The sequence below is a fragment of the Gracilibacillus orientalis genome (assembly GCF_900114645.1).
GTDB classification, from domain to species: domain Bacteria; phylum Bacillota; class Bacilli; order Bacillales; family Amphibacillaceae; genus Gracilibacillus; species Gracilibacillus orientalis.
In genome coordinates, this window is sequence record NZ_FOTR01000002.1 from 545,655 (window position 1) to 565,238 (window position 19,584).

Below are 19,584 nucleotides of genomic sequence, written 5' to 3' on the forward strand. Positions count from 1 at the left end.
AGATTTGTCTGTTATATCAGTTTTTGTGACAAATCTTTATCCTTGCTCATGAGATTTGTCTTTATACCTATTCCATCTGAAGGCATAAACCTTCATGAAATTAACCTCTATGTTCTAAATTTGTAAATATAATAAGATATATTAAAGATTAAAGTTATCACAGATACAAATAATAAAATAAAAAAGGTTATTATGTTGATTCCTGATGGTAATATCACAGTTACTAGCATTAAAAATCCTGAAATCACAAATATTCTCGACATATTGAAAAATAATTTACGGGTTCCCTCTTTACTGATTATCTTTTGGAGTATTTCTGGTTGTGAAGTCATCATATAAGATTTTTCTTTGAATCGTGGCATATAATTTCCTGTAACAATGAAGGTAATTCCTGTAACTAGTGGGGATATAATGTCTACATTTAGATTCATGCGAGTTCCATTAAAAATAATAAAACAGTGTGTTATTAACAAGATAAATTGGATTGACAAGAATATCGAGCTAATGGTATTTTTCAAATTGCTAAATTCTTCACTATCACTTCCTATCTTATTTAAATAATAATTAATGACATATAAAACAGCCATAATTAATGGAATAAAGATTAAAACAAACCATTTCGGTGTTATACTCGTTTCATCGGTAAGTGATGAACCTACAATAAGTTGATTCGGTAATACTAATCCTCCCCATACACTAACAAGCATTGCACCTAAAATTAGCAGTATGAATATCCAATTTTTCATTAATGGTCCTCCTTTTTTTGAAATGATACTATCCACTTAAATAAGTCTTGAAATACAGTACTATTTAATGAGTAAAAAATATGCTGACCTTTGCGACGGCTAAAAATAAGTTCTGCCTCCTTTAGCAGATTCAAATGATGGGAAATACTCGGCTTAGTCATATCAAAATGTCCTGCGATTTCTCCAGCTGTCATGTCATTGTCTTTTAATAACTCCAATATTTTTAGCCTTGTATTATCTGACAATGCTTTGAATGTCTTATTCATTTAAATTTTAACTCCTTAGCCATTATTATTAGACATTTAGATAATTATCTAACAGTTTAAATATATACATTATCAGGAGAAGTGTCAACCCATTTCAAAAATAAACTAAGATCACCAGTATATTACATTTTAACGCGACCTTCTCTTTTGAGAATATTATTAGCTAAAAGTATATCCACTTGAGATTACTTGCTAGTGTTTGTTGAGGCAAACTACGATGCATGGATTGTTCTACTGTATGAGTAGCACCAATCGTAAACTCAAAAAACAAAAAAAGCGTTAGAACATTGATATATCAACATTCTAACGCAAATACTACTTTAAAAATATACTTAAAAAGTTACTAATATACCGGTGGTCGGGTTCGAACCGTGTAATAGGTGCCTGATCCCCGGTGCGGTAATACTTTACTGTACCGGGGGTCAGGCACTTTAATCTAAGTTGACACCTTTTCCTAAATTTCAAAAGGATACCTGACATTAGCTACTTTAATTGGCGGATGTGCAGAAGTAAAGGGACGGTTCTTGCGTTATCTTTGTCGAAACTAAAGAAGCCGTTTGCTTCCTATTTTCATCTCCCCGCCCTTACCAGATACTTTTACTAGAGTGTATACCCTTTATCTAGTACAATTAGCTGGCCATTGATAGCGTTGGATTGTGGTGAAGTTAAAAATTGAAGAACATCCGTCACTTCTTCATAGTCTAATAAATAATTACTCACTTCTTTCTTATTATTTCTAGCATATACAATATCAATTGGAATTTCATTTAAATCATCAATAATATAGCCAGGTAATAAACCATTCACTGTAATCTCATGATCCTTTAACTCTAAAGCAAGATTTCTACAAAGTTGATTCAATGCCGATTTTGCAGCTGAATAATCAATTCTATCAGCATGACCATAAAAAGAGTTGATAGAAGAAACGAGGATGATTTTTGATCGTTTCACCATAAAATTTACAACAGCTTTCACAATAAATATTGGTCCAGTAACATTGATGTTGTGGGTCTTTTCCCATTCATCTAATGTTACGCTAAAGATATTATTTGAGTAATTAATTCCTGACATTGTAATGACTTCTGTTACTTCTTTATTCAATTTACTTAGATAATTATAAAAAGAATCAATCTCATTTTGAGTTAATACACTAAAATCCATTTCATAATATAAAAATTGATTATCTTTTATAAATAGCAGCTGTTTTCGTATTCTTTGAGGGGTATCAATTAACAAAATTTCTTCATCTTCATCTTCATCTCTGTGGCGCTTCAATAGCGCCATTGCCATTCTACTGCATCCACCCACATATACCTTCATGAGGTCCACCCCCAGCTTATTTGTGCACCGCTCCTAAAAGCTTTTGTTTTATTTTTCTTGAAAAACCTATATCTGAAGCAAAGTTTAAAGGATTTTTCTCATTATATTGATCAATAATTTGAATTAAATCAAAACGAAATAATTTTACTTTTCTCATATTTTGGTTTTTAATATCCACAATGACATAATGATTATCTTTGGAAAAAATTAAAATATCCCATAAGTGTTCAACTAAATGTTCTCTTCGAGTATTGGACAATAATATATGTCCCACACGGCAATGATCGTATTTTAATTTCGCAGCATAATACAATACAGCCTCTATTAAGTTAATATCCTTTAACCTCTCATGATTCGTTAATAAAGTTACGTTTAATACGATAGTATCTAAACTATTATTCAAAGCTCCTAGCTTGATAAAGCCATCCTTGAATTTGCAATAGACACCATCCTCGTAAACATATAATAGATTCAAGGTTACTATTCCTAATTTCGGGGTAAGGTCAGGTATTAAGTCATGCTTAGGAACAAGGTAATGAATCGTATGATCCTCTTTTAGCTGTTTATAAATGATTTGACATTCATCAGTAGTTAATGAAGCTATCTTTATCTGATCAAAATACAGTTGTTCAGAATCATACAGCACGTGACTCTCATTTATATACATGACATTAAAATAATCTGAGTAATTTTCTCTATTCTCAGTAATAATAACCGAGTTTAGAGGCATGTCGTTTGTAATCTCCCAGTCATTTAGGAGAGAAAAATGATCACAATAGATATGCTTTAATCTTCTAAAATCCATCCCGTCATAATTACCGGTTAAAAACGATTTTATAGAATTTCTTTTCATTGTAACAGCTTGACTCCTGAATTCTCCCAGATTAAATTCTCGTTCATATGGAATGAAGTCAATTGTTACACGTGCACGACTTTCAATATATGTAAATAATGTATTCATTCTAGTCTGTTCAACAGGCACGTCTGTATAGTAAGTCAAATTAATTTTAGATATCTTACACAAATCGATTATTTTAAGAAATCCATTAATTGATAGGAATGAAAAATTACCGCCAAACTTATTTCTATCATTTAATTCATCTGGAAAAAATAGTACTCTTTCAACTTCAACAATTCCTAAACTCCATACTGACATATCCTTCACCCCGATTACAAAATCCTATACAAATCAAATGATTCAAGACCTATTAATTAAAAACGCAGTCACATAGCTTACAGGTCACGTTTGCGTTCACTTCATATTCTTCTGCTTCTAAATTATATTTTGATATTTTCATATACTTTCCTTTAGTAATTGTATTATCATCTATAAGGGCACTTATTACTTTCCTTCCAATCTTTAAAAGCTCTGTGAAAACGAGCGAATTAACAAGACTAGTAAAAGTAGATTCCCCTTTAATATGATATAAATGAATAGTTGATTGTTCACCACAGAATAGGCAACCAAATTCCTCTCCAATTAATGTTGGTCCGATAACAATACTTTCCTTATCCTCTTTGACATACATCCTGATAACGTTGTGTGTAACACAGTATTTTTCAAAATCTGCTAGTTGGTTCTCAGTAAGTGATTGACTGTCTACAATAAAAGTGGTGTCAACACTATCAACTGTATCTAAATTCAAGCTATCAAAATTAATTTGTTTTGTAGAATACCCTAAAAATAAGTCTAAATTAAATAGATTAGAATTAGTTATGAAACAGTACGATGTATTATTAATTGTTTCTTTCAATAAGGCTTTAATTCCTTGAATATTTATGCTAAATGCATGATGGTTGGTTTCAATAAAATCATCAATACGTCTATGCTTCAATCTTTCTTCTACCAATTTTTCGTAAGTAATTTCTTCAAAATAATTATGATACTGCTTGAGAATTTTCCGGATAATTAATTGTTCTTTTTCAGGAAAGTCTTTAAATTCAAATGGTTGATTTAGTGCCAGAAATATATTTTGAATTATTTTATTATCAAGCTTTAGTAAAAGCTCATATTTAGCATCTAATAAATTATAAAATCCAATACGACTACCATCTAAAATAATCCAATAATAATCTAATAGTTTATAATTCATTCCTAAAACTCCTCGTATAATATGTTTAAGAGCTCTTCTTAGAGGAATTTCCAGTTGGATCCGGATCCCCTTGAATTAAGCGTTTCAAAGATCATCATGCCTTAGCGAAATATGCAGAGCTCGTATGGAACCAATATCAATCTGGTGAAGATGAAGCAGATGAAAACAGGAAATAAATACTTACGTTATTATCTGGTTCAAGCTGCGGATTCCATACGCAGAAGTGACAGTGAGTATCAAGCATTTTATCAAAAGAAATATCAAGAAGTAACCAAGCACCAACATAAAAGAGCACTCGTCTTAACCGCAAGAAAATTAGTACGATTGGTTTTTTCGCTACTAAAAACCAATCAATTGTGCTCTTTAGATCTGTTTAACTAAACACCAACGTTTGAATTTCTTACCCTATGGCATTGATGTAAAGGCAATAATACTCCTCATTCTCCGGAATAGCCTTATTTACCTCCAAATCATAGAAACCACCTATCGGTACAGAACTTAAACCAAGGTAGGTTGAAGCAAGCTGCAAATTATGAGCCATATGTCCTGCTTCCAATAACGATAATCGATAGGTTAACAATCCATACCTTGGAAACAACTTTTTAAAATTGGAACAAAGAAAAAAAATCATCTTTGCATTGGAAAAATCCTGAACGTTATACTTTGTGGATGATGTTAAGTTGTTCATGGTCGCTGTACTAGATTTTTTAATTTTATATAATGCTTGTGTATCTGGGTCGTATTTATAAATATTCTCATTCATCTCAGGATGTACATGATTAATATATACATAAATAGAAATAGAGTACGATGCTCCGGCGGAGGGGTATGCTCTCAAAGGAACCATCGTAGCTTGAAACTCCTTGATTTCCGTCACATTAAAAGCTATTGATAACAGCCTTGACAAGGTATCGAAATCAAGTGAATTTTTAAAAGCCCAACTTGTGCGCCTATTCTTCAATACCCTTTCAAATTCGTTATTTTCTGAGAGACCATTAGTAATCGGAATGGATTCACGATCCGTTAGAGATTCTTCCCCGCCCGAGGCTTCTGCTACATTATCTCGTGTATTTATTGAAGTATTGGAAATTAAATGAACCGTTTCTCTGTGAAATTGTTTTAATACATCGAAATTATGGTAATTCGGCTTGCCTTTTTTCCACTTTTCCAATATAATCCCTCACATTTTTTGAAATTAAATATTCTAATTCTGGTGTTACTGATAACCGATTGTTCGTCATATGCAGCTGAGAAGATAGGATATATGATAATTCTTCTCTCGTAGTTAGTTCTTTTATCTTATGAAATCCCTGGACCATTCTTTTGATATAATAATCTAGTAAATTATTGCTTATCTTATCCTGAAGAATTGATCCTATAATTTTATTTAATACCTCTTGATTGGCAACCTTGACTTCACTTTTTGCTAATGTTTTCCAATATTTTTGATATAAATCTAAGAAGTGATATTCTAAAAATCCTAGCTTTTTTAATAAATGAACCATCATATAAATAGAAGAGTAGAGTCTTGAATTTAAGGTAGTTGATCGTTTCACTATTTCAACAACCATCTGAGAAGAAAGGTGAAATATCTCTTCTGACCGATGCAACAACTCCCCATCACCATACCTTTCAATCTCTGGAATATAAGGCTTTTCAATGATTGAACCACTGTCATACCAAGGCAATGTCGAGGGATCCACTTCCTTCCCATCAAATGTGGACCGAGAATAAAACAAGTCGCGTTCAATAGAATCGACTATATGTTCTTGAAAAAATTGTTCTCCTATCTCTAAAGTTTTTTTCTTCAAATTGTCATGGTTAACAAAGCGTAGCCGGATATGGGGACCTCCTTCCCAATAACGGATAAAAAACCAATTTGCCTTCTCTTTCTTCATTAGATCTGATAACTTGATGATCAATTGATCTTGTTTTTCAATGTTATGACAATATAAATATATGGAATCAAAAATAATAGCACCTCCAAATATTACTATGAATTTTCTTCAATGAAACATTATATTTCCAATCGTAAATTGTAATGGTGAGATTTTCCGGCGATAAGCATATAGGAAACTAAAGAATTGTCCAGTTTAAAAACCTGCTCTAAATAACGTTCATTAATATTTTTCATTGGTCTAGTATCATACACTTGACCAGTAAGATATAAAGAAATACTATGAATCAGTTCTGCCGATTGAATTAACGAATAATTTAAACCTGAAGGCTGATGAAGTAATTCTTTTTGAATAATTGTAAAGATAATATACTTGCAACCATTCAACTCCAAATAATCATGTCCATCTTGTAAAATACAGTTCTTATCAAATGTTCTTAAATCAACTTCTTGGATTCCTTCATTCGAAATAAGTACGCCTTCATTATTGTTTACCGCTCCGAGATTTAACAATAACAATCTAAAATATCGCTGTGTAGAAAGACTTTGTAAACATGTAGATATATACTCAATTAGGTTATTCATTTCCTTTGAGTTATTTTCAAAGATAAATCCAGAAAATCCTTGGGGTGATTGAGAGCTCGTTCGATTGTACATGGTTGCCTTTATATTCTCGAAATAATGGATGCAGTCCTGTGTATTATTTTCTGAGAATCTAATTTGACTTCCCTTAAAAAGCAACTGTAAATAATTGTTTAACGGATTCTCTTGGAATGGAACATCGTGGTGAACTGTAAATTTGCATAAATTTTGTTGGTGCTCCTTCGTTAGAATCTGTTGACTAGCAGATTCTAACGAAGGAGACAATGTAACCTTAGCCAATATGTGAAATTCGTGGTTCGTTAGGTTTAAACCTAAATCATTAATATCATCATACTGAATTAAAACCGTTTCATTATGAAGACTTGAAATGAAAGACGTCTGATTAATAAAATGTCCAGCATCCAATAAGGAAAGAATATAACCAAAATCCCCGTATATTCTCCCGATGTTGCTTTTGTTATATAATATCCAAAATTCATTTAATCGCTCATTGTTATTTGTTGGCCCATTATAGATAACTATAAACTGGTCACTTTCTTGATGATAAACGGATGCGGTAAGACGAAAATTCTCCACTTCAACATAAAGGACTGTATTACTATTGATCCCACGAGCTGAAGGGGCATTTGTATGAAATAAGTATGAATTTTCCGGCTCTATTCTTGATAATCGCAAACTATTTCGAACAATATCTACTCTAACATCAGGACCCATCTCATAAAAATCCCATATTAAATCAGTGTCTATCTCGTAACTGAACCTCTTTGGCGCAAATATGACTTCATCTCGAAATGCATCATATCGATCATAAAAAAAACGTTGAATAAAATCGTCTATTTTAGAAGGTTTATGGAAATGAGTGTGGCTTGTCATAAAAACATCCCTCTTCAATCGTTGCTTTATCTTTATATTCAAGTGAATGATCGATACCAGCTTTTAATCTTGGCATATTGATACGAGAATAGGTGTATCCAAAGGTCATTGTTAACATACTAGGAACAATGGCTTTTGTTGAAAACAGGCCATATTCTTTGATCATTTCATTAGATAAATCAGCAAAATAAATCGTCTCATGATTTTTCATTTTCTGCTGTTCGACATACTTTAATACAGAACCAATTGTTTCAAAATTTCCATATTCCTCTCTGTAATCTCTATATAATTCTTCTATACAATAATACTGTTCCTGCTGTGTAAGGAATTCATAGCTTTTTATCGTATCGGTAGATGAAGCTAAGTCAATATGATCAAACATCTCTTTCACGTCTGTATAATCACTATAGCTCCTTTTTCCAATATTAGGATTTTGGTTGTAAATAGCATGTCCAATAATTGCCTCATCAAGGGCATTTTTTATAGCAATATTGGGATTAATATGTGTTGCCGTACTAATATAAGTCGCTAAATTAGTATCCTTTGAAGTTATTAAGCATAAAATAGTTGGTATTTGAATTTCTATCGTCATATCAAATAAATGAATTTTTGTCTGAGGTGTTTCATAGTTGTATATCATATCTTGAAGTTCATTTGGGATGGAATCACAACAGATTTTTCTCAGTTGAATCTGCCGATACCAAAATAAAAGAAATGCATCACGCTCTATTAATTCAAGCAAAGCATAAAGTCTCGCTTCTTCCTGACTTGTTCCAAGAGCAACACCGTTCGAGGTTTCCAATACAAATCTCTTATCTGCCTCTGCTTGTAAATCGAAAAATTGCAATGGCAAGTATACCTCTTTCGCTTTTTTAACATCCATACATTTTAACCATTTATAGCTCTTTGTCTTTTCAAAGCGATGAATAGAACATAAATCATAGTTATAATGAAGCATTCCTGAAGGATCAACAAATGCGCTCCCGCCAGAATCAAGAGAAGATTCAACAACCTCCTTCTTAATGTTGTAAGTAGTGATTCTTTCTAATAATTCAAGCAATGCACTAACTTCCGCTGCTTCAAAATCTTTTTCTCTACCATAAGAAAATACCGTGTTACGTTCCACATTAAATTCTGCCCCAACGACCGAAATATCTCTCGAATTCATATCTCGATAAATATTCGTAATCACACCATATTTATTATGGAAATTTTCCTTTTTTATCATTGATAAATCGGGTTTTTCTGAAATCCTAAAGGAATTTTTATGATGCTTCTCTTTTTCTTCATGTGTGCCGTGGTCGAAGAACAGCTTAATCGATGAATGTTCGAACTCCAGCTTGTCCTTAGAAAACTCGATGAATGTATATTTCAATTCCTTTCGCATGTCGGAAAGTAAGTGTTTATAATTATTGAGTATTAAGTCTGTTACTTCATCGTCGTTTTCATTCATAGGTTCCAAGGAAACACCTTTATTATTGTAAAGCCTTTCTGATAATTCATTTGCTATTTGATTCAAAGGATAGTTTAATCTATTACTATTAATTAAGAATCTTTTCGTTAAACAATTTATCTCATTCATAGACATTCACCCTATAAATAAATACACCTATACTATAAAAATAGTCCATATCATCCCAAAATGTAAGAAAGACATTCGCATCACTTAATAGCTCCTTAAATACCTCATCGGTTTTCGGTGTTCGACTATCCGCTTTATACTGAGCTCCTTGATTAGGGTTCATGGGGGACTGAAGCGACAAGTGATAGGAAACCTTCCACTCCCCTTCCATAAACTCCTCTGTTTTAAATATACAATCATTTAATAAGCTTACTTTTTTCTCCTCTTCAGTCCATAATGGAACATCACTATAAATCTTATATAGCCCCATTTTTATACAATATTGAGCTACCTGGCTGTACAATTGATTGTTACCAAAAGCAATCTTTACATCATTATTATAATAGTTCCGTAAGACAGTGGATAATGAATCTTCAATAGCATCAACTAATACCTTCTGTTGTCCTATTCCTTCCACTTTACGATCCCTATCCATCATCTCTGATATCACTTTATTTTCATTACTCTTCGTCTTTGTAAAGTCTATCGTAAATGAGATATCATATAATTCCTTTGCTCTCATGATAAACTGATCTAATGCTTGATTTTTCTCCACGTTTGTTATGTTTGCTCGTTTACTAATAAACCCCTTATTCAAATCTACATAATGAATGGCTATGTTTTTAATGGATAGGTCCTGCTGAAACAAAAAAGTATTACGATAAAGTGGTTTATAACTAAATGAATCAATCAATAGTATAAATGCATAATTAGCCATAAGATTAAATAATATATGATTACCCGATGTTTGCTTTTCTGATTCTTTATAAGCTAAAATATCAATGATATGCGTTAACTCAGCCTGATTTTGAACAAGTATAACCACATTACTATTTAAAAAAGTCGTGATTAGAATGAGCCGGTTAAAAGAAAGGGGCCCCAACTTATATAAATCATCAAAAGAATTTACCACTGTTATAAAATCATTGGAAACGGAGGTATCATCATCCATCCCCTTGTAGAAAAACGTCATTTTAGAATTGACTGAATCAAGTTGCTCCTCGGTCATTGAATTCGTAATTACTTGTACCTTATTGTTAAAAAAGCCTTCCAGGACATCACTATGTTGGGAATAATTTTTTAATACATACTTAAAAATGTTCGTATCCTCAAATTCACATGTTGTAAAGGTAATGGCGTTTACTTTTAACAAAAGCATCATCGCGTTATGTATATCCTGCTGGTTGTACTTCCTTAATCCTTCCTGAGTATACATGGATTGGATTTGCTTAGGCTCCCTTAGATAATGAATAACTAAGGCGAGCAAATGGTATGGTACCAATGATTCCTTGATTTTATACTCTTTGTTGGACACCCTGATTAAACACCCATGCTCTGCTTCCTTTAAAAAAGCGTTTCCTTTATAAACTAAGAACTTCTGTTTTTGCGTTTGTTTATTCCTTGTTTCAATCATTTTCTCACCCCACCTTCCATTGTATGGACAAGCACATAACTCATTTCCACTCGTTTTCTCGAACTTATCCCCAGGGTAGGAAGTGTTTGGTAAACATAATTGACGACCATTCGATAGGCCTGAAATTCAGGGCTATCAAAGAAAGTTTTGTTACTATTCGCAAAAGCCTTTTTATGAAAATACGATAAACTTCTATACTGTGCGAATCGAAGATTTTTTTTGAACATTACTAATACATTTTGCTTAGGGGGGTTCTCCTTAATAACTGTCAACATATCTTCATACATCTCAGTATAGATTTTTTTCCATTCATAGATCATGTCAAAAAGTGGTTGATCTTTCCTAAGATCATGTAGCTGCTGGTCATCTTTTGCTATCTTCACTATTTCCCAATACACATCTTTATTTTTATCGAAATTATTTTTAAAAAGTTGCTCATATTTCGGCATATCTTTATGCTTATAGGATAGAAAACCTAATAAATGCGATTTAAAGGATAAGTATCCATGGCCTTTCCCCGTGTCATCCAACAGTTGTGAACAAGCAGTAAATAATCCCAAGACGGTACCTAGCCGTTCCTGTTCAGGTATTTTGTTAAAGAATTGAATGGTTTTCTCTACACGGTTTTGAGAAAGAAAATAATATTTGGTAAATAGATACTTTTCCTGCTCACTACCGTACTCCCCATGTCTTTCAATATTGTTCAGTTTATAAAACATGATAGTGAGATTATCCTGAGGCTTTTTATTTTTTATACCATTCATCCTTTTCAAATCATTATATCGCTCAATATAAACCTTATTTGCAGACTTTTCAGCTGCCTTTAAATTATCTATAAACTGATTAAATTGATTATAGAGCTCCGAATAAATATAAGTAATTACTCTTTCGGAGCATTGAACATAAAGGTTAATTATAGGACCATACTCTATATTTCTTGTGAAATAGTATGGGATCTGGTCCAATTTATTATTGCAAAAAGGAATGAGCTTTTTGATAATAAAAATATTCTTAATCTGTGATGGTAAATTGATATGAATTTTCAAATTGTAATAGCTCATTGGCGAAACACCTCTTTTTTTCCTGCAGAATAATTGAATTCAGTCATATATTCTGGTGATCCAACTTTGAAGGGAAGCACTTCTGAAATTAATAACCACTTTGAAGTTTTAGCAAAATTAAAAAGGATTTTAACCAAAATAATATTATTTAAGTCAATAAATTGTGGTTTATCGAATTCCATGGAAATATTGTCTACAAAGTTTTCTTCATAAGGTGATTTACGCTTCTGTATAAAGAACTTCTCTGGCAGCTGATGTTTTTTTATGAATTCGATGAGATGGATGACTGAATCTATCAAGTCATCATTCGAATGCTCAGGAAAAGTCTCTGATTTCACTAACCATTTTTTGCGATCCAACACAATGCTCCCCAACCTCACAGCTGGTATGGGAATGACATCCTTTTTACTAATATCCTGTAAAAAAATCGCCGATAGCTCTGAAATATGGCTAATGTTTGAAAATAAAGCAGAATAAAATGCTATGATTCCAGGAAATAAGATCCTTATTAGACTGGAACTAATAATCGGTTTAAACGGTCTTCCATGCTTGTCCTCTAAATAGAAATCAGGATCCTTCCAAGAAAGAACCATGTCGTTTAATTCATATACTTTCTTATAATAGGAATCGATCTCGTGATCCCTTGTTAACGATGACTTTAACCGATAATCCATAAATGGGGTATAAACATTGGCATTAAATCCAAACCCTTCATTTATTTCAATCATCCGATCGTCATTATAAAATGCCTTTATTTCGTTCTTGTAATGATCCATGATGTCTGTATAACGAACAAATCGATGGTAGAAGCTCATATAACCAGGATAAATTTTATTAATAATGATAGAATCCTGTTCTTTCTGATAAAAAAAACTGTAGGAACTCTCTTTCGATTGTAATGGATCCGGAATGTCCTCATATAATCTTTCAAGGTCTTCCTCACGTATGATGATTTCTTCACCTTTTAATTGTTGTTCTGTTAATAATGTAATAAATGCATTTTTCAGTTTATTCAAAGTCTGTACTCTATCATTTTGGCTCTCTATCTCTTTCCATGGTGCTCTCCAATAGGCACTATACTTCATATTGACATTTCCAATATGCTGAAACAGCTTCCTGTCCGACACATTTATATTCGTTGATCCATACTCATTCAACAATGTTTCACTTAATTCCAATTGTATTCTCGTATTAACATCAAATATCGTAAAGAGTTTAATTAACTTTTCCATGCTTTCTAAGTTTTCTTTTGAGACAATATTATTCGTCTTACTCGATTCAATAACATGATCCTCATATATGAGCTGTTCTTGAACTGGTTTTATGCCAGTCAATTGCGATATTTTAAAGGCCAATTGATAAATATAGTCAATAATATCTGAATTTCTATCAACGTTAACATGATATAGATTGTGTTCTATCTCTTTTAACAACCCAGCAACAGCAATCCATCGATCATCAATTTTTCCCTGATAACTTTGGATATGATTGATTATCACCTTTATTGGTTCCCCATGTTCTGATAAATAGTTTTTTAGCTTTAATAGTCCTGTTTTGAATAAATTATTAAGTAACTTAATGATTTTTTCTTCTGGTATTTGGTATTCATTAATCAACTTTTCAAAGGAAATGACTTGTTTGTCATATTTCCTTAAGATATCAACTATAATATTGCTTGCCTTAATCTTTGTAATTTTATCACTCGTATTATAAACCTTGTTATTATCAGATTGTTGCGTGAACACTAAAATATCGCCATTCTCCACGTAATAATTCTCATTAATAATAAACGGCGTATACTTTAACGTCGCAAGCGAAAAAGCTTCAAAGATCCGATGGAGAAAAACATTGTTAATTGTAATTTGCGGCTTATTTACCGAGTAGAAAGCTGTGCTCTCACCATCTGTTGCAACGTGATTTTTATTAAAAGATACTTTATTAAACCTTGCCAGTGGGCTTGTTTTAGTAACCCCTCTTGTGGCTATTCTCATAAGAACCAGTTCTAATTTCCTTCGTTCCTTAGGCTTTATTATCTCGCCATTAATGTATTTCTGTAACCTAGGTAGTATGTCTTTATTTACTTGATACAATGATTGTGTCACATCTTGGTTTGATTCAAAAAATGCCTTTAAATTATTCCTATTTAAGTCATATTCTTCTATTATTGTATCACTCAAATGTTCCTTTTCTTGTTTTAAAACTGCCGCTGTTTCATTCAATCTCTCAATGACATTCTTTATTGGGAGCAATTCTTTTGTAATTACTTGAGAGAATGGGAAATTTTCATTCCTATTCTTTATCGCTGTTCTTAATTTTTTTACATTTGAATCTCGCGAACGAATCTCTTCATTTAGAATTTCCAAAGTCATGGTACATTGCCGGTGAAAACGGTCCTTCGTTTCCAAATACTTAAAAACGAATCGGCAAATAGGATATTTGTTCGTTAATAACAAATATCCATTTACTTTTTCTCTTATCATACTTACTGGATGTATGGTAACTGTCATTTCTTTCGCCATTTAGCAATCACCCACATTAAGAATATAACCATAAAGACCGATAAAAATGCTAGTGAAATGAAAAATTCACTTTGATATGTTGTATATAACTCTGTATTCCAAGCAACACGCAGAGCGATGTTCATATGATAAAGTGGGTTGAGGTAAGCTAAATTTTGAACAAATTCCGGAAACAGAGATAGGGGTAATCCTGCATCAGATAACATAAACATTGGGAAAAAGCTGGTCATCATAATAACTGTATAATTGTTTAATGTTTTAATCCCCATACCTAAGCCAAATCCTATTATTAAAGCATAAATAATACATGCAACATAAGATATGGAAAAGACAAAAATCGAACTAAAGGTTACATCGAAGACAAATTTAGCAATGATTAAAATTTCAATATAACCTATCAAAGCAACGATAAATCCTTTACTAATCACTGCAAACATAATTCTATTAAAACTAATTGGTGCCACACTCAATCTCTTGTAAACACCCTTTTCTTTATCTGTAACAACTTGGTTTCCTATATTAAATACAGAAGATGCAAATAAAATGAGGACAAGAAAACCTGGGATATATTGTGAAAAGAAATCAATACCATTATACTGCTCACCAGCATACATCATCCCAAAAAACAGAAAAAATATTGCAGGCATAAGTATAGTAAATACGAGATATAGTGGTTGCCGTAAATAGACTTTAAACTCTACTTTCAACTGTTCTGTCATTATCATTGTATTCCCCTCCTGATATACTAATGTAAATTTCTGATAACGCTTTGGGATGATGTAGATTCTTAAATTTATCAATTGATCCACTGTATATTAAATTACCGTCATCTAGATAAACTAAGTATTGGCAATTTTGCTCCACTTCCTCCATATAATGGGATGATAGGAAGACAGTTGTATCCTTACATAAAACATTTAAGGCATTCCATAAATTTTTTCTTGCAATTGGATCTAATCCTGTAGTCGGTTCATCTAAGAAAACATATTTCGGCTTATTTATGAATGCCAATGCTAAATTAACCTTTTGCTTCATACCACCTGATAGTTTACTATAGAGTTTTCCTTTAAAGTCATGCATATTTAATACGTCCACCAAATAATCTATGTCATACGTATCTTTATAATAACTAGCAAAGAGCCTTAATAGCTCCCCTACTGTAATATTTTCATAAACTGCATTCTCCTGGAGGATGACCCCCATCTTTTCTTTGAATTCTTTTAGTTCAGGATTAACATTTAATATTTGTCCACTTGTTTGTTTTTGAATACCCATCAATATCTCAAGTAAAGTAGTTTTTCCACTCCCATTATGACCAATTACTCCAATAATACTTGAGGGTACAACGTCAAATGAAATATTATCGAGGGCTACTGTATTACCATATTTTTTACTTACATTTACAATTCTCAATATAATATCCTCCAATTTTTAAATAATCAGTTTATTCCCTTAAGAAAAAAATGTACAATAAGTAATGTTTGTGAAAGGCTACATAAAAAATATTGGTATAGAGAATGTTACTTAATTAAATTGTAAACACTCTAAAAAAATTAGGTTATTTTTACGCTGCAGCAAGAGGTTGAAGCACAGCAAGAACAACTAGTACAAGAACTAATTCCACTAGAAGCTGCTGTTTCTGATAAAGTAACTGACTCATCTAATTCAATTACTTCAACCCCCTCAAATGCTTCATCTAAATCCACGTCATTAAAATCCATTAACTCTTCTTCCAAAACATTATTTTCTGTAGCCATAAGCATTTCCCTCCTTGAATTATGAGCTTATTATAATACGATTGGATTGGATCAGTTCATTTGGATATGAGGTATTAGTAAAATATATGTATGATCATTTCCTGTTACATTAGTAATGCGTAGGAACTCCAAATTACCCGTTACAAAATCTCTATCTACTATCCAATTCCATATCTAAATAAATTCCATCATTCTCTATACCAATTAGTAATTTAATAGTAAACTATCCAGAAAATTATTTCAATTCTAAATAATGGAAATAATTATATATAACTACCTTATATTTATAAATTAGGACAAATATACCATTTATATAGTATAAAGCTATTAAAAGTGCAATGATTTTCGTAGAATTATAAAAAACTATAGGACTGTATCCTAAAATCACAACATTTTATAGACAAATATTACATAGATTGATAACCATAAATATTGACATATAGTTATAATTTACGTATTAGTACAATTAACCCATTAAATTACAAGTAAGGGCGCAATAATTATACTTATAGACTCCCTAGAACATTAATATTTGGAATAGTAATGATTGATGTTAGTCTAAAAACTGGACACGGAAAAATGGGAGAAATTCGAATATAATAAAACCAGAAAAGGAAACTGTTATGATAATGCTTCTATAGAATCCTTTCATGGTATCATAAAAAGAGAATTGATTTTTCATCAGAATTATCAAACGAGAGAGCAAGCCGAAAGAAGTATATTTGAATATATTGTCAGTTTTTATAATTACAAACGTATTCACTCGACCAATCAATACCTATCACCAATGGACTATGAAAAGAAGTATTATAAGCGCTTAAGTCATATAGCTGTGTAGAAGATATTATCCTCTCTGTTAGGTGAAGGGATACATCCCTTCACCTAACAGAGAGGCCAGCAAGCGAAACGCGGTAGGGAAAACAACTTTCTCCCTATTCGCTGTGTCTATTTTCTTGACATAATATCACCATTCATCATCCTGACATCAAACAAATGTCCCGAAGATTGGGGAGAATTATTAGGAGGCTAAGGGGATTACACGGTGATCTTGGATTGCTTTCTTCATTGATTATGTGAGTGAATGATTTGGACATAAAGATTCAGCACAACTTGGAAAACATACGCACATACCTTAAAAGAAATGAAAGAAGAAGATGAAAAGAACACAATCAAGATTTTAGATGAAATAGCTGTCTAGCTTGTACCTAATTTGTACAAAAAAATCTCAAAAGCATCTTATTTGCATGGAGTCTTTAAAAACAAAAAAACCTTATAAACGTTGATATAACAACATTTATAAGGGTATATGGATTGTTTAATCCAAAATAAATTTAACGTTAAAATACCGGTGGCCGGGCTCGAACCGGCACTCCAGAGGAACACGATTTTGAGTCGTGCGCGTCTGCCAATTCCGCCACCCCGGCACGGAATAATGCATTAACCATCTGGCAAACTAAATGATTAATTTCCTGGAGCGGAAGACGGGATTCGAACCCGCGACCCCCACCTTGGCAAGGTGATGTTCTACCACTGAACTACTTCCGCGTGTATTTATTTATCATCATTGTATGGTGCGGGTGGAGGGACTTGAACCCCCACGTCAAGAGACACTAGATCCTAAGTCTAGCGCGTCTGCCAATTCCGCCACCCCGGCACGGAATAATGCATTAACCATCTGGCAAACTAAATGATTAATTTCCTGGAGCGGAAGACGGGATTCGAACCCGCGACCCCCACCTTGGCAAGGTGATGTTCTACCACTGAACTACTTCCGCATGACTGGCTGGGCTAGCTGGATTCGAACCAGCGCATGACGATACCAAAAACCGTTGCCTTACCGCTTGGCTATAGCCCAATATTTAAAAATGGGGCGGCCAGTGGGGATTGAACCCACGCATGCCGGAACCACAATCCGGTGCGTTAACCACTTCGCCATGACCGCCATGATAAGAAAACAGGGGTAGTAGGAATCGAACCCACACTGGAGGTTTTGGAGACCTCTGTTCTGCCTTTAAACTATACCCCTACGATTATCATATATATAATTAATAAAATGGTGGAGGGAGTAGGACTCGAACCTACGAACCCGATGGGAGCGGATTTACAGTCCGCCGCGTTTGGCCAACTTCGCTATCCCTCCATAATTAAAGAACCTATTAAATAAGAAAAAAATCTATAAAAGTGGTGGCTCGGGACGGAATCGAACCGCCGACACACGGATTTTCAGTCCGTTGCTCTACCGACTGAGCTACCGAGCCAGGAATTGATAAGTTATAGTGGCGGTCCGGACGGGACTCGAACCCGCGACCTCCTGCGTGACAGGCAGGCATTCTAACCAGCTGAACTACCGGACCAATTTGGTTGCGGGGGCAAGATTTGAACTTGCGACCTTCGGGTTATGAGCCCGACGAGCTACCAGACTGCTCCACCCCGCGACAATAAGAATAATAAATGTATTAATTTGTTAATGGTGGAGGATGCAGGGCTCGAACCTGCGACATCTTGCTTGTAAGGCAAGTGCTCTCCCAGCTGAGCTAATCCTCCGAAATACAGGACGTTACGACATCCTTAAACTGGTTTAAATAATGGTGACCCGTACGGGATTCGAACCCGTGATACCGCCGTGAAAGGGCGGTGTCTTAACCACTTGACCAACGGGCCTATATTAAAAGTGGCGGAGAGCGAGGGATTCGAACCCTCGGTACGGCGTTGACCGCACACACGATTTCCAATCGTGCTCCTTCGGCCACTCGGACAGCTCTCCATTTTGGCTCCACAGGTAGGATTCGAACCTACGACCGATCGGTTAACAGCCGATTGCTCTACCACTGAGCTACTGTGGAATGGAAGAAAATTGCTTGGCAACGTCCTACTCTCGCAGGGGCGCGAGCCCCAACTACCATGGGCGCTGGAGAGCTTAACTACTGTGTTCGGCATGGGAACAGGTGTGACCTCTCCGCTATCGCTACCAAGCTTGTACCGATATTTTTAGTGACAAAGAATATTATACTATGTATTTTCAAAAAAACAAGAGAAAATTTAATATACTTTCAAAACTAAATAAGAGTGATTGACAAGTTCAAACAAATTGTATAGTTAAGCCCTCGATCTATTAGTATTCGTCAGCTTCACATGTCACCACGCTTCTACCTCGAACCTATCTACCTCATCGTCTCTGAGGGATCTTACTCTATCGAATAGATGGGAAGTCTCATCTTGAGGGGGGCTTCATGCTTAGATGCTTTCAGCACTTATCCCTTCCACACGTAGCTACCCAGCGATGCTCCTGGCGGAACAACTGGTACACCAGCGGTATGTCCATCCCGGTCCTCTCGTACTAAGGACAGCTCCTCTCAAACTTCCAACGCCCACGACGGATAGGGACCGAACTGTCTCACGACGTTCTGAACCCAG

The 19,584-nt window shown here is 33.8% G+C and carries 15 protein-coding genes, 14 tRNA genes, 2 rRNA genes and 2 pseudogenes; 2 read left to right on the plus strand and 31 right to left on the minus strand.

What is annotated here, in order from left to right:
• Positions 1-107: 107 nt before the first annotated feature.
• The 5 genes from BM121_RS05965 to BM121_RS05985 form a co-directional block, all read right to left on the minus strand.
• Positions 108-746, minus strand: a complete 639-nt coding sequence (locus BM121_RS05965) for an SdpI family protein (protein ID WP_091482362.1) — start codon at positions 744-746, stop codon at positions 108-110.
• A complete protein-coding gene (locus tag BM121_RS05970) occupies positions 746-1,012 on the minus strand; it encodes an autorepressor SdpR family transcription factor (RefSeq protein ID WP_091482364.1) in 267 nt (88 codons plus the stop codon). Before BM121_RS05970 ends, BM121_RS05965 begins: the two co-directional genes overlap by 1 nt.
• Positions 1,013-1,612: 600 nt before the next feature.
• Positions 1,613-2,332 carry an SDR family oxidoreductase gene (locus tag BM121_RS05975; protein ID WP_091482366.1) on the minus strand — a complete coding sequence of 240 codons (720 nt, stop codon included), beginning with the start codon at positions 2,330-2,332 and terminating at the stop codon, positions 1,613-1,615.
• Between the two features lie 16 nt (positions 2,333-2,348).
• On the minus strand, positions 2,349-3,488 hold the full coding sequence (locus BM121_RS05980) for a hypothetical protein (RefSeq protein ID WP_091482368.1): 1,140 nt from the start codon (positions 3,486-3,488) through the stop codon (positions 2,349-2,351).
• A 52-nt stretch (positions 3,489-3,540) separates the two neighbouring features.
• Positions 3,541-4,425 carry a hypothetical protein gene (locus BM121_RS05985; protein WP_091482370.1) on the minus strand — a complete coding sequence of 295 codons (885 nt, stop codon included), beginning with the start codon at positions 4,423-4,425 and terminating at the stop codon, positions 3,541-3,543.
• 74 nt (positions 4,426-4,499) lie between these two features.
• Between BM121_RS05985 and BM121_RS05990 the strand changes: the two are divergent.
• Positions 4,500-4,806 (plus strand): annotated as a pseudogene (locus BM121_RS05990) (transposase); the annotation flags it as partial.
• 19 nt (positions 4,807-4,825) lie between these two features.
• Here the strand turns inward: BM121_RS05990 and BM121_RS05995 are convergent.
• The 10 genes from BM121_RS05995 to BM121_RS06040 all read right to left on the minus strand — a co-directional run bounded on the left by BM121_RS05995 (position 4,826) and on the right by BM121_RS06040 (position 16,170).
• Positions 4,826-5,596: a SagB/ThcOx family dehydrogenase gene (locus BM121_RS05995; protein WP_175495341.1), complete on the minus strand. Its 771-nt coding sequence runs from the start codon at positions 5,594-5,596 to the stop codon at positions 4,826-4,828.
• A complete protein-coding gene (locus BM121_RS06000) occupies positions 5,559-6,422 on the minus strand; it encodes a thiopeptide-type bacteriocin biosynthesis protein (protein WP_342714400.1) in 864 nt (287 codons plus the stop codon). The genes BM121_RS05995 and BM121_RS06000 overlap by 38 nt, the downstream gene beginning before the upstream one ends.
• A 20-nt stretch (positions 6,423-6,442) precedes the next feature.
• Positions 6,443-7,798, minus strand: a complete 1,356-nt coding sequence (locus tag BM121_RS06005; RefSeq protein WP_091482376.1) for a hypothetical protein — start codon at positions 7,796-7,798, stop codon at positions 6,443-6,445.
• A complete protein-coding gene (locus tag BM121_RS06010) occupies positions 7,773-9,380 on the minus strand; it encodes a YcaO-like family protein (RefSeq protein WP_175495342.1) in 1,608 nt (535 codons plus the stop codon). The genes BM121_RS06005 and BM121_RS06010 overlap by 26 nt, the downstream gene beginning before the upstream one ends.
• Positions 9,373-10,833 carry a hypothetical protein gene (locus BM121_RS06015; protein ID WP_091482380.1) on the minus strand — a complete coding sequence of 487 codons (1,461 nt, stop codon included), beginning with the start codon at positions 10,831-10,833 and terminating at the stop codon, positions 9,373-9,375. Before BM121_RS06015 ends, BM121_RS06010 begins: the two co-directional genes overlap by 8 nt.
• Positions 10,830-11,552 carry a hypothetical protein gene (locus BM121_RS06020; RefSeq protein ID WP_139220251.1) on the minus strand — a complete coding sequence of 241 codons (723 nt, stop codon included), beginning with the start codon at positions 11,550-11,552 and terminating at the stop codon, positions 10,830-10,832. The genes BM121_RS06015 and BM121_RS06020 overlap by 4 nt, the downstream gene beginning before the upstream one ends.
• A 338-nt stretch (positions 11,553-11,890) precedes the next feature.
• Positions 11,891-14,413, minus strand: coding sequence for a lantibiotic dehydratase (locus BM121_RS06025; RefSeq protein WP_091482384.1), 2,523 nt, complete (start codon positions 14,411-14,413; stop codon positions 11,891-11,893).
• On the minus strand, positions 14,398-15,138 hold the full coding sequence (locus BM121_RS06030; RefSeq protein WP_217649303.1) for an ABC transporter permease: 741 nt from the start codon (positions 15,136-15,138) through the stop codon (positions 14,398-14,400). The genes BM121_RS06025 and BM121_RS06030 overlap by 16 nt, the downstream gene beginning before the upstream one ends.
• Entirely contained in the window at positions 15,104-15,826 is a 723-nt protein-coding gene (locus tag BM121_RS06035; RefSeq protein ID WP_091482386.1) for an ABC transporter ATP-binding protein, read from the minus strand. Before BM121_RS06035 ends, BM121_RS06030 begins: the two co-directional genes overlap by 35 nt.
• 140 nt (positions 15,827-15,966) lie before the next feature.
• Complete coding sequence (locus BM121_RS06040; protein ID WP_091482388.1) at positions 15,967-16,170, minus strand: thiazolylpeptide-type bacteriocin; 204 nt, start codon at positions 16,168-16,170, stop codon at positions 15,967-15,969.
• A 604-nt stretch (positions 16,171-16,774) separates the two neighbouring features.
• Here BM121_RS06040 and BM121_RS22650 point away from each other — a divergent pair.
• Positions 16,775-17,008 (plus strand): annotated as a pseudogene (locus tag BM121_RS22650) (IS3 family transposase); the annotation flags it as partial.
• Positions 17,009-17,513: 505 nt separating this feature from the next.
• On the opposite strand, the gene BM121_RS06050 reads toward BM121_RS22650, so the two are convergent.
• The 16 genes from BM121_RS06050 to BM121_RS06130 all read right to left on the minus strand — a co-directional run.
• Positions 17,514-17,594, minus strand: a tRNA-Leu gene (locus BM121_RS06050).
• Positions 17,595-17,640: 46 nt separating this feature from the next.
• Positions 17,641-17,715 (minus strand) — tRNA-Gly (locus BM121_RS06055).
• A 155-nt stretch (positions 17,716-17,870) separates the two neighbouring features.
• Positions 17,871-17,945, minus strand: a tRNA-Gly gene (locus BM121_RS06065).
• Between the two features lie 5 nt (positions 17,946-17,950).
• Positions 17,951-18,025: transfer RNA gene (locus BM121_RS06070), tRNA-Gln, on the minus strand.
• An 11-nt stretch (positions 18,026-18,036) separates the two neighbouring features.
• Positions 18,037-18,112: transfer RNA gene (locus BM121_RS06075), tRNA-His, on the minus strand.
• Positions 18,113-18,125: 13 nt separating this feature from the next.
• A tRNA-Trp gene (locus BM121_RS06080) sits at positions 18,126-18,196 on the minus strand.
• Between the two features lie 28 nt (positions 18,197-18,224).
• Positions 18,225-18,310: transfer RNA gene (locus BM121_RS06085), tRNA-Tyr, on the minus strand.
• Between the two features lie 42 nt (positions 18,311-18,352).
• Positions 18,353-18,428: transfer RNA gene (locus BM121_RS06090), tRNA-Phe, on the minus strand.
• Positions 18,429-18,447: 19 nt separating this feature from the next.
• Positions 18,448-18,524: transfer RNA gene (locus BM121_RS06095), tRNA-Asp, on the minus strand.
• Positions 18,525-18,528: 4 nt separating this feature from the next.
• Positions 18,529-18,605, minus strand: a tRNA-Met gene (locus tag BM121_RS06100).
• Positions 18,606-18,638: 33 nt separating this feature from the next.
• Positions 18,639-18,714, minus strand: a tRNA-Val gene (locus tag BM121_RS06105).
• A gap of 42 nt (positions 18,715-18,756) precedes the next feature.
• Positions 18,757-18,831: transfer RNA gene (locus tag BM121_RS06110), tRNA-Glu, on the minus strand.
• An 11-nt stretch (positions 18,832-18,842) separates the two neighbouring features.
• Positions 18,843-18,934: transfer RNA gene (locus BM121_RS06115), tRNA-Ser, on the minus strand.
• 4 nt (positions 18,935-18,938) lie between these two features.
• Positions 18,939-19,013, minus strand: a tRNA-Asn gene (locus tag BM121_RS06120).
• 13 nt (positions 19,014-19,026) lie between these two features.
• Positions 19,027-19,143 (minus strand): 5S ribosomal RNA (rrf, locus tag BM121_RS06125).
• 119 nt (positions 19,144-19,262) lie between these two features.
• Positions 19,263-19,584, minus strand: a 23S ribosomal RNA gene (locus tag BM121_RS06130); the annotation flags it as partial.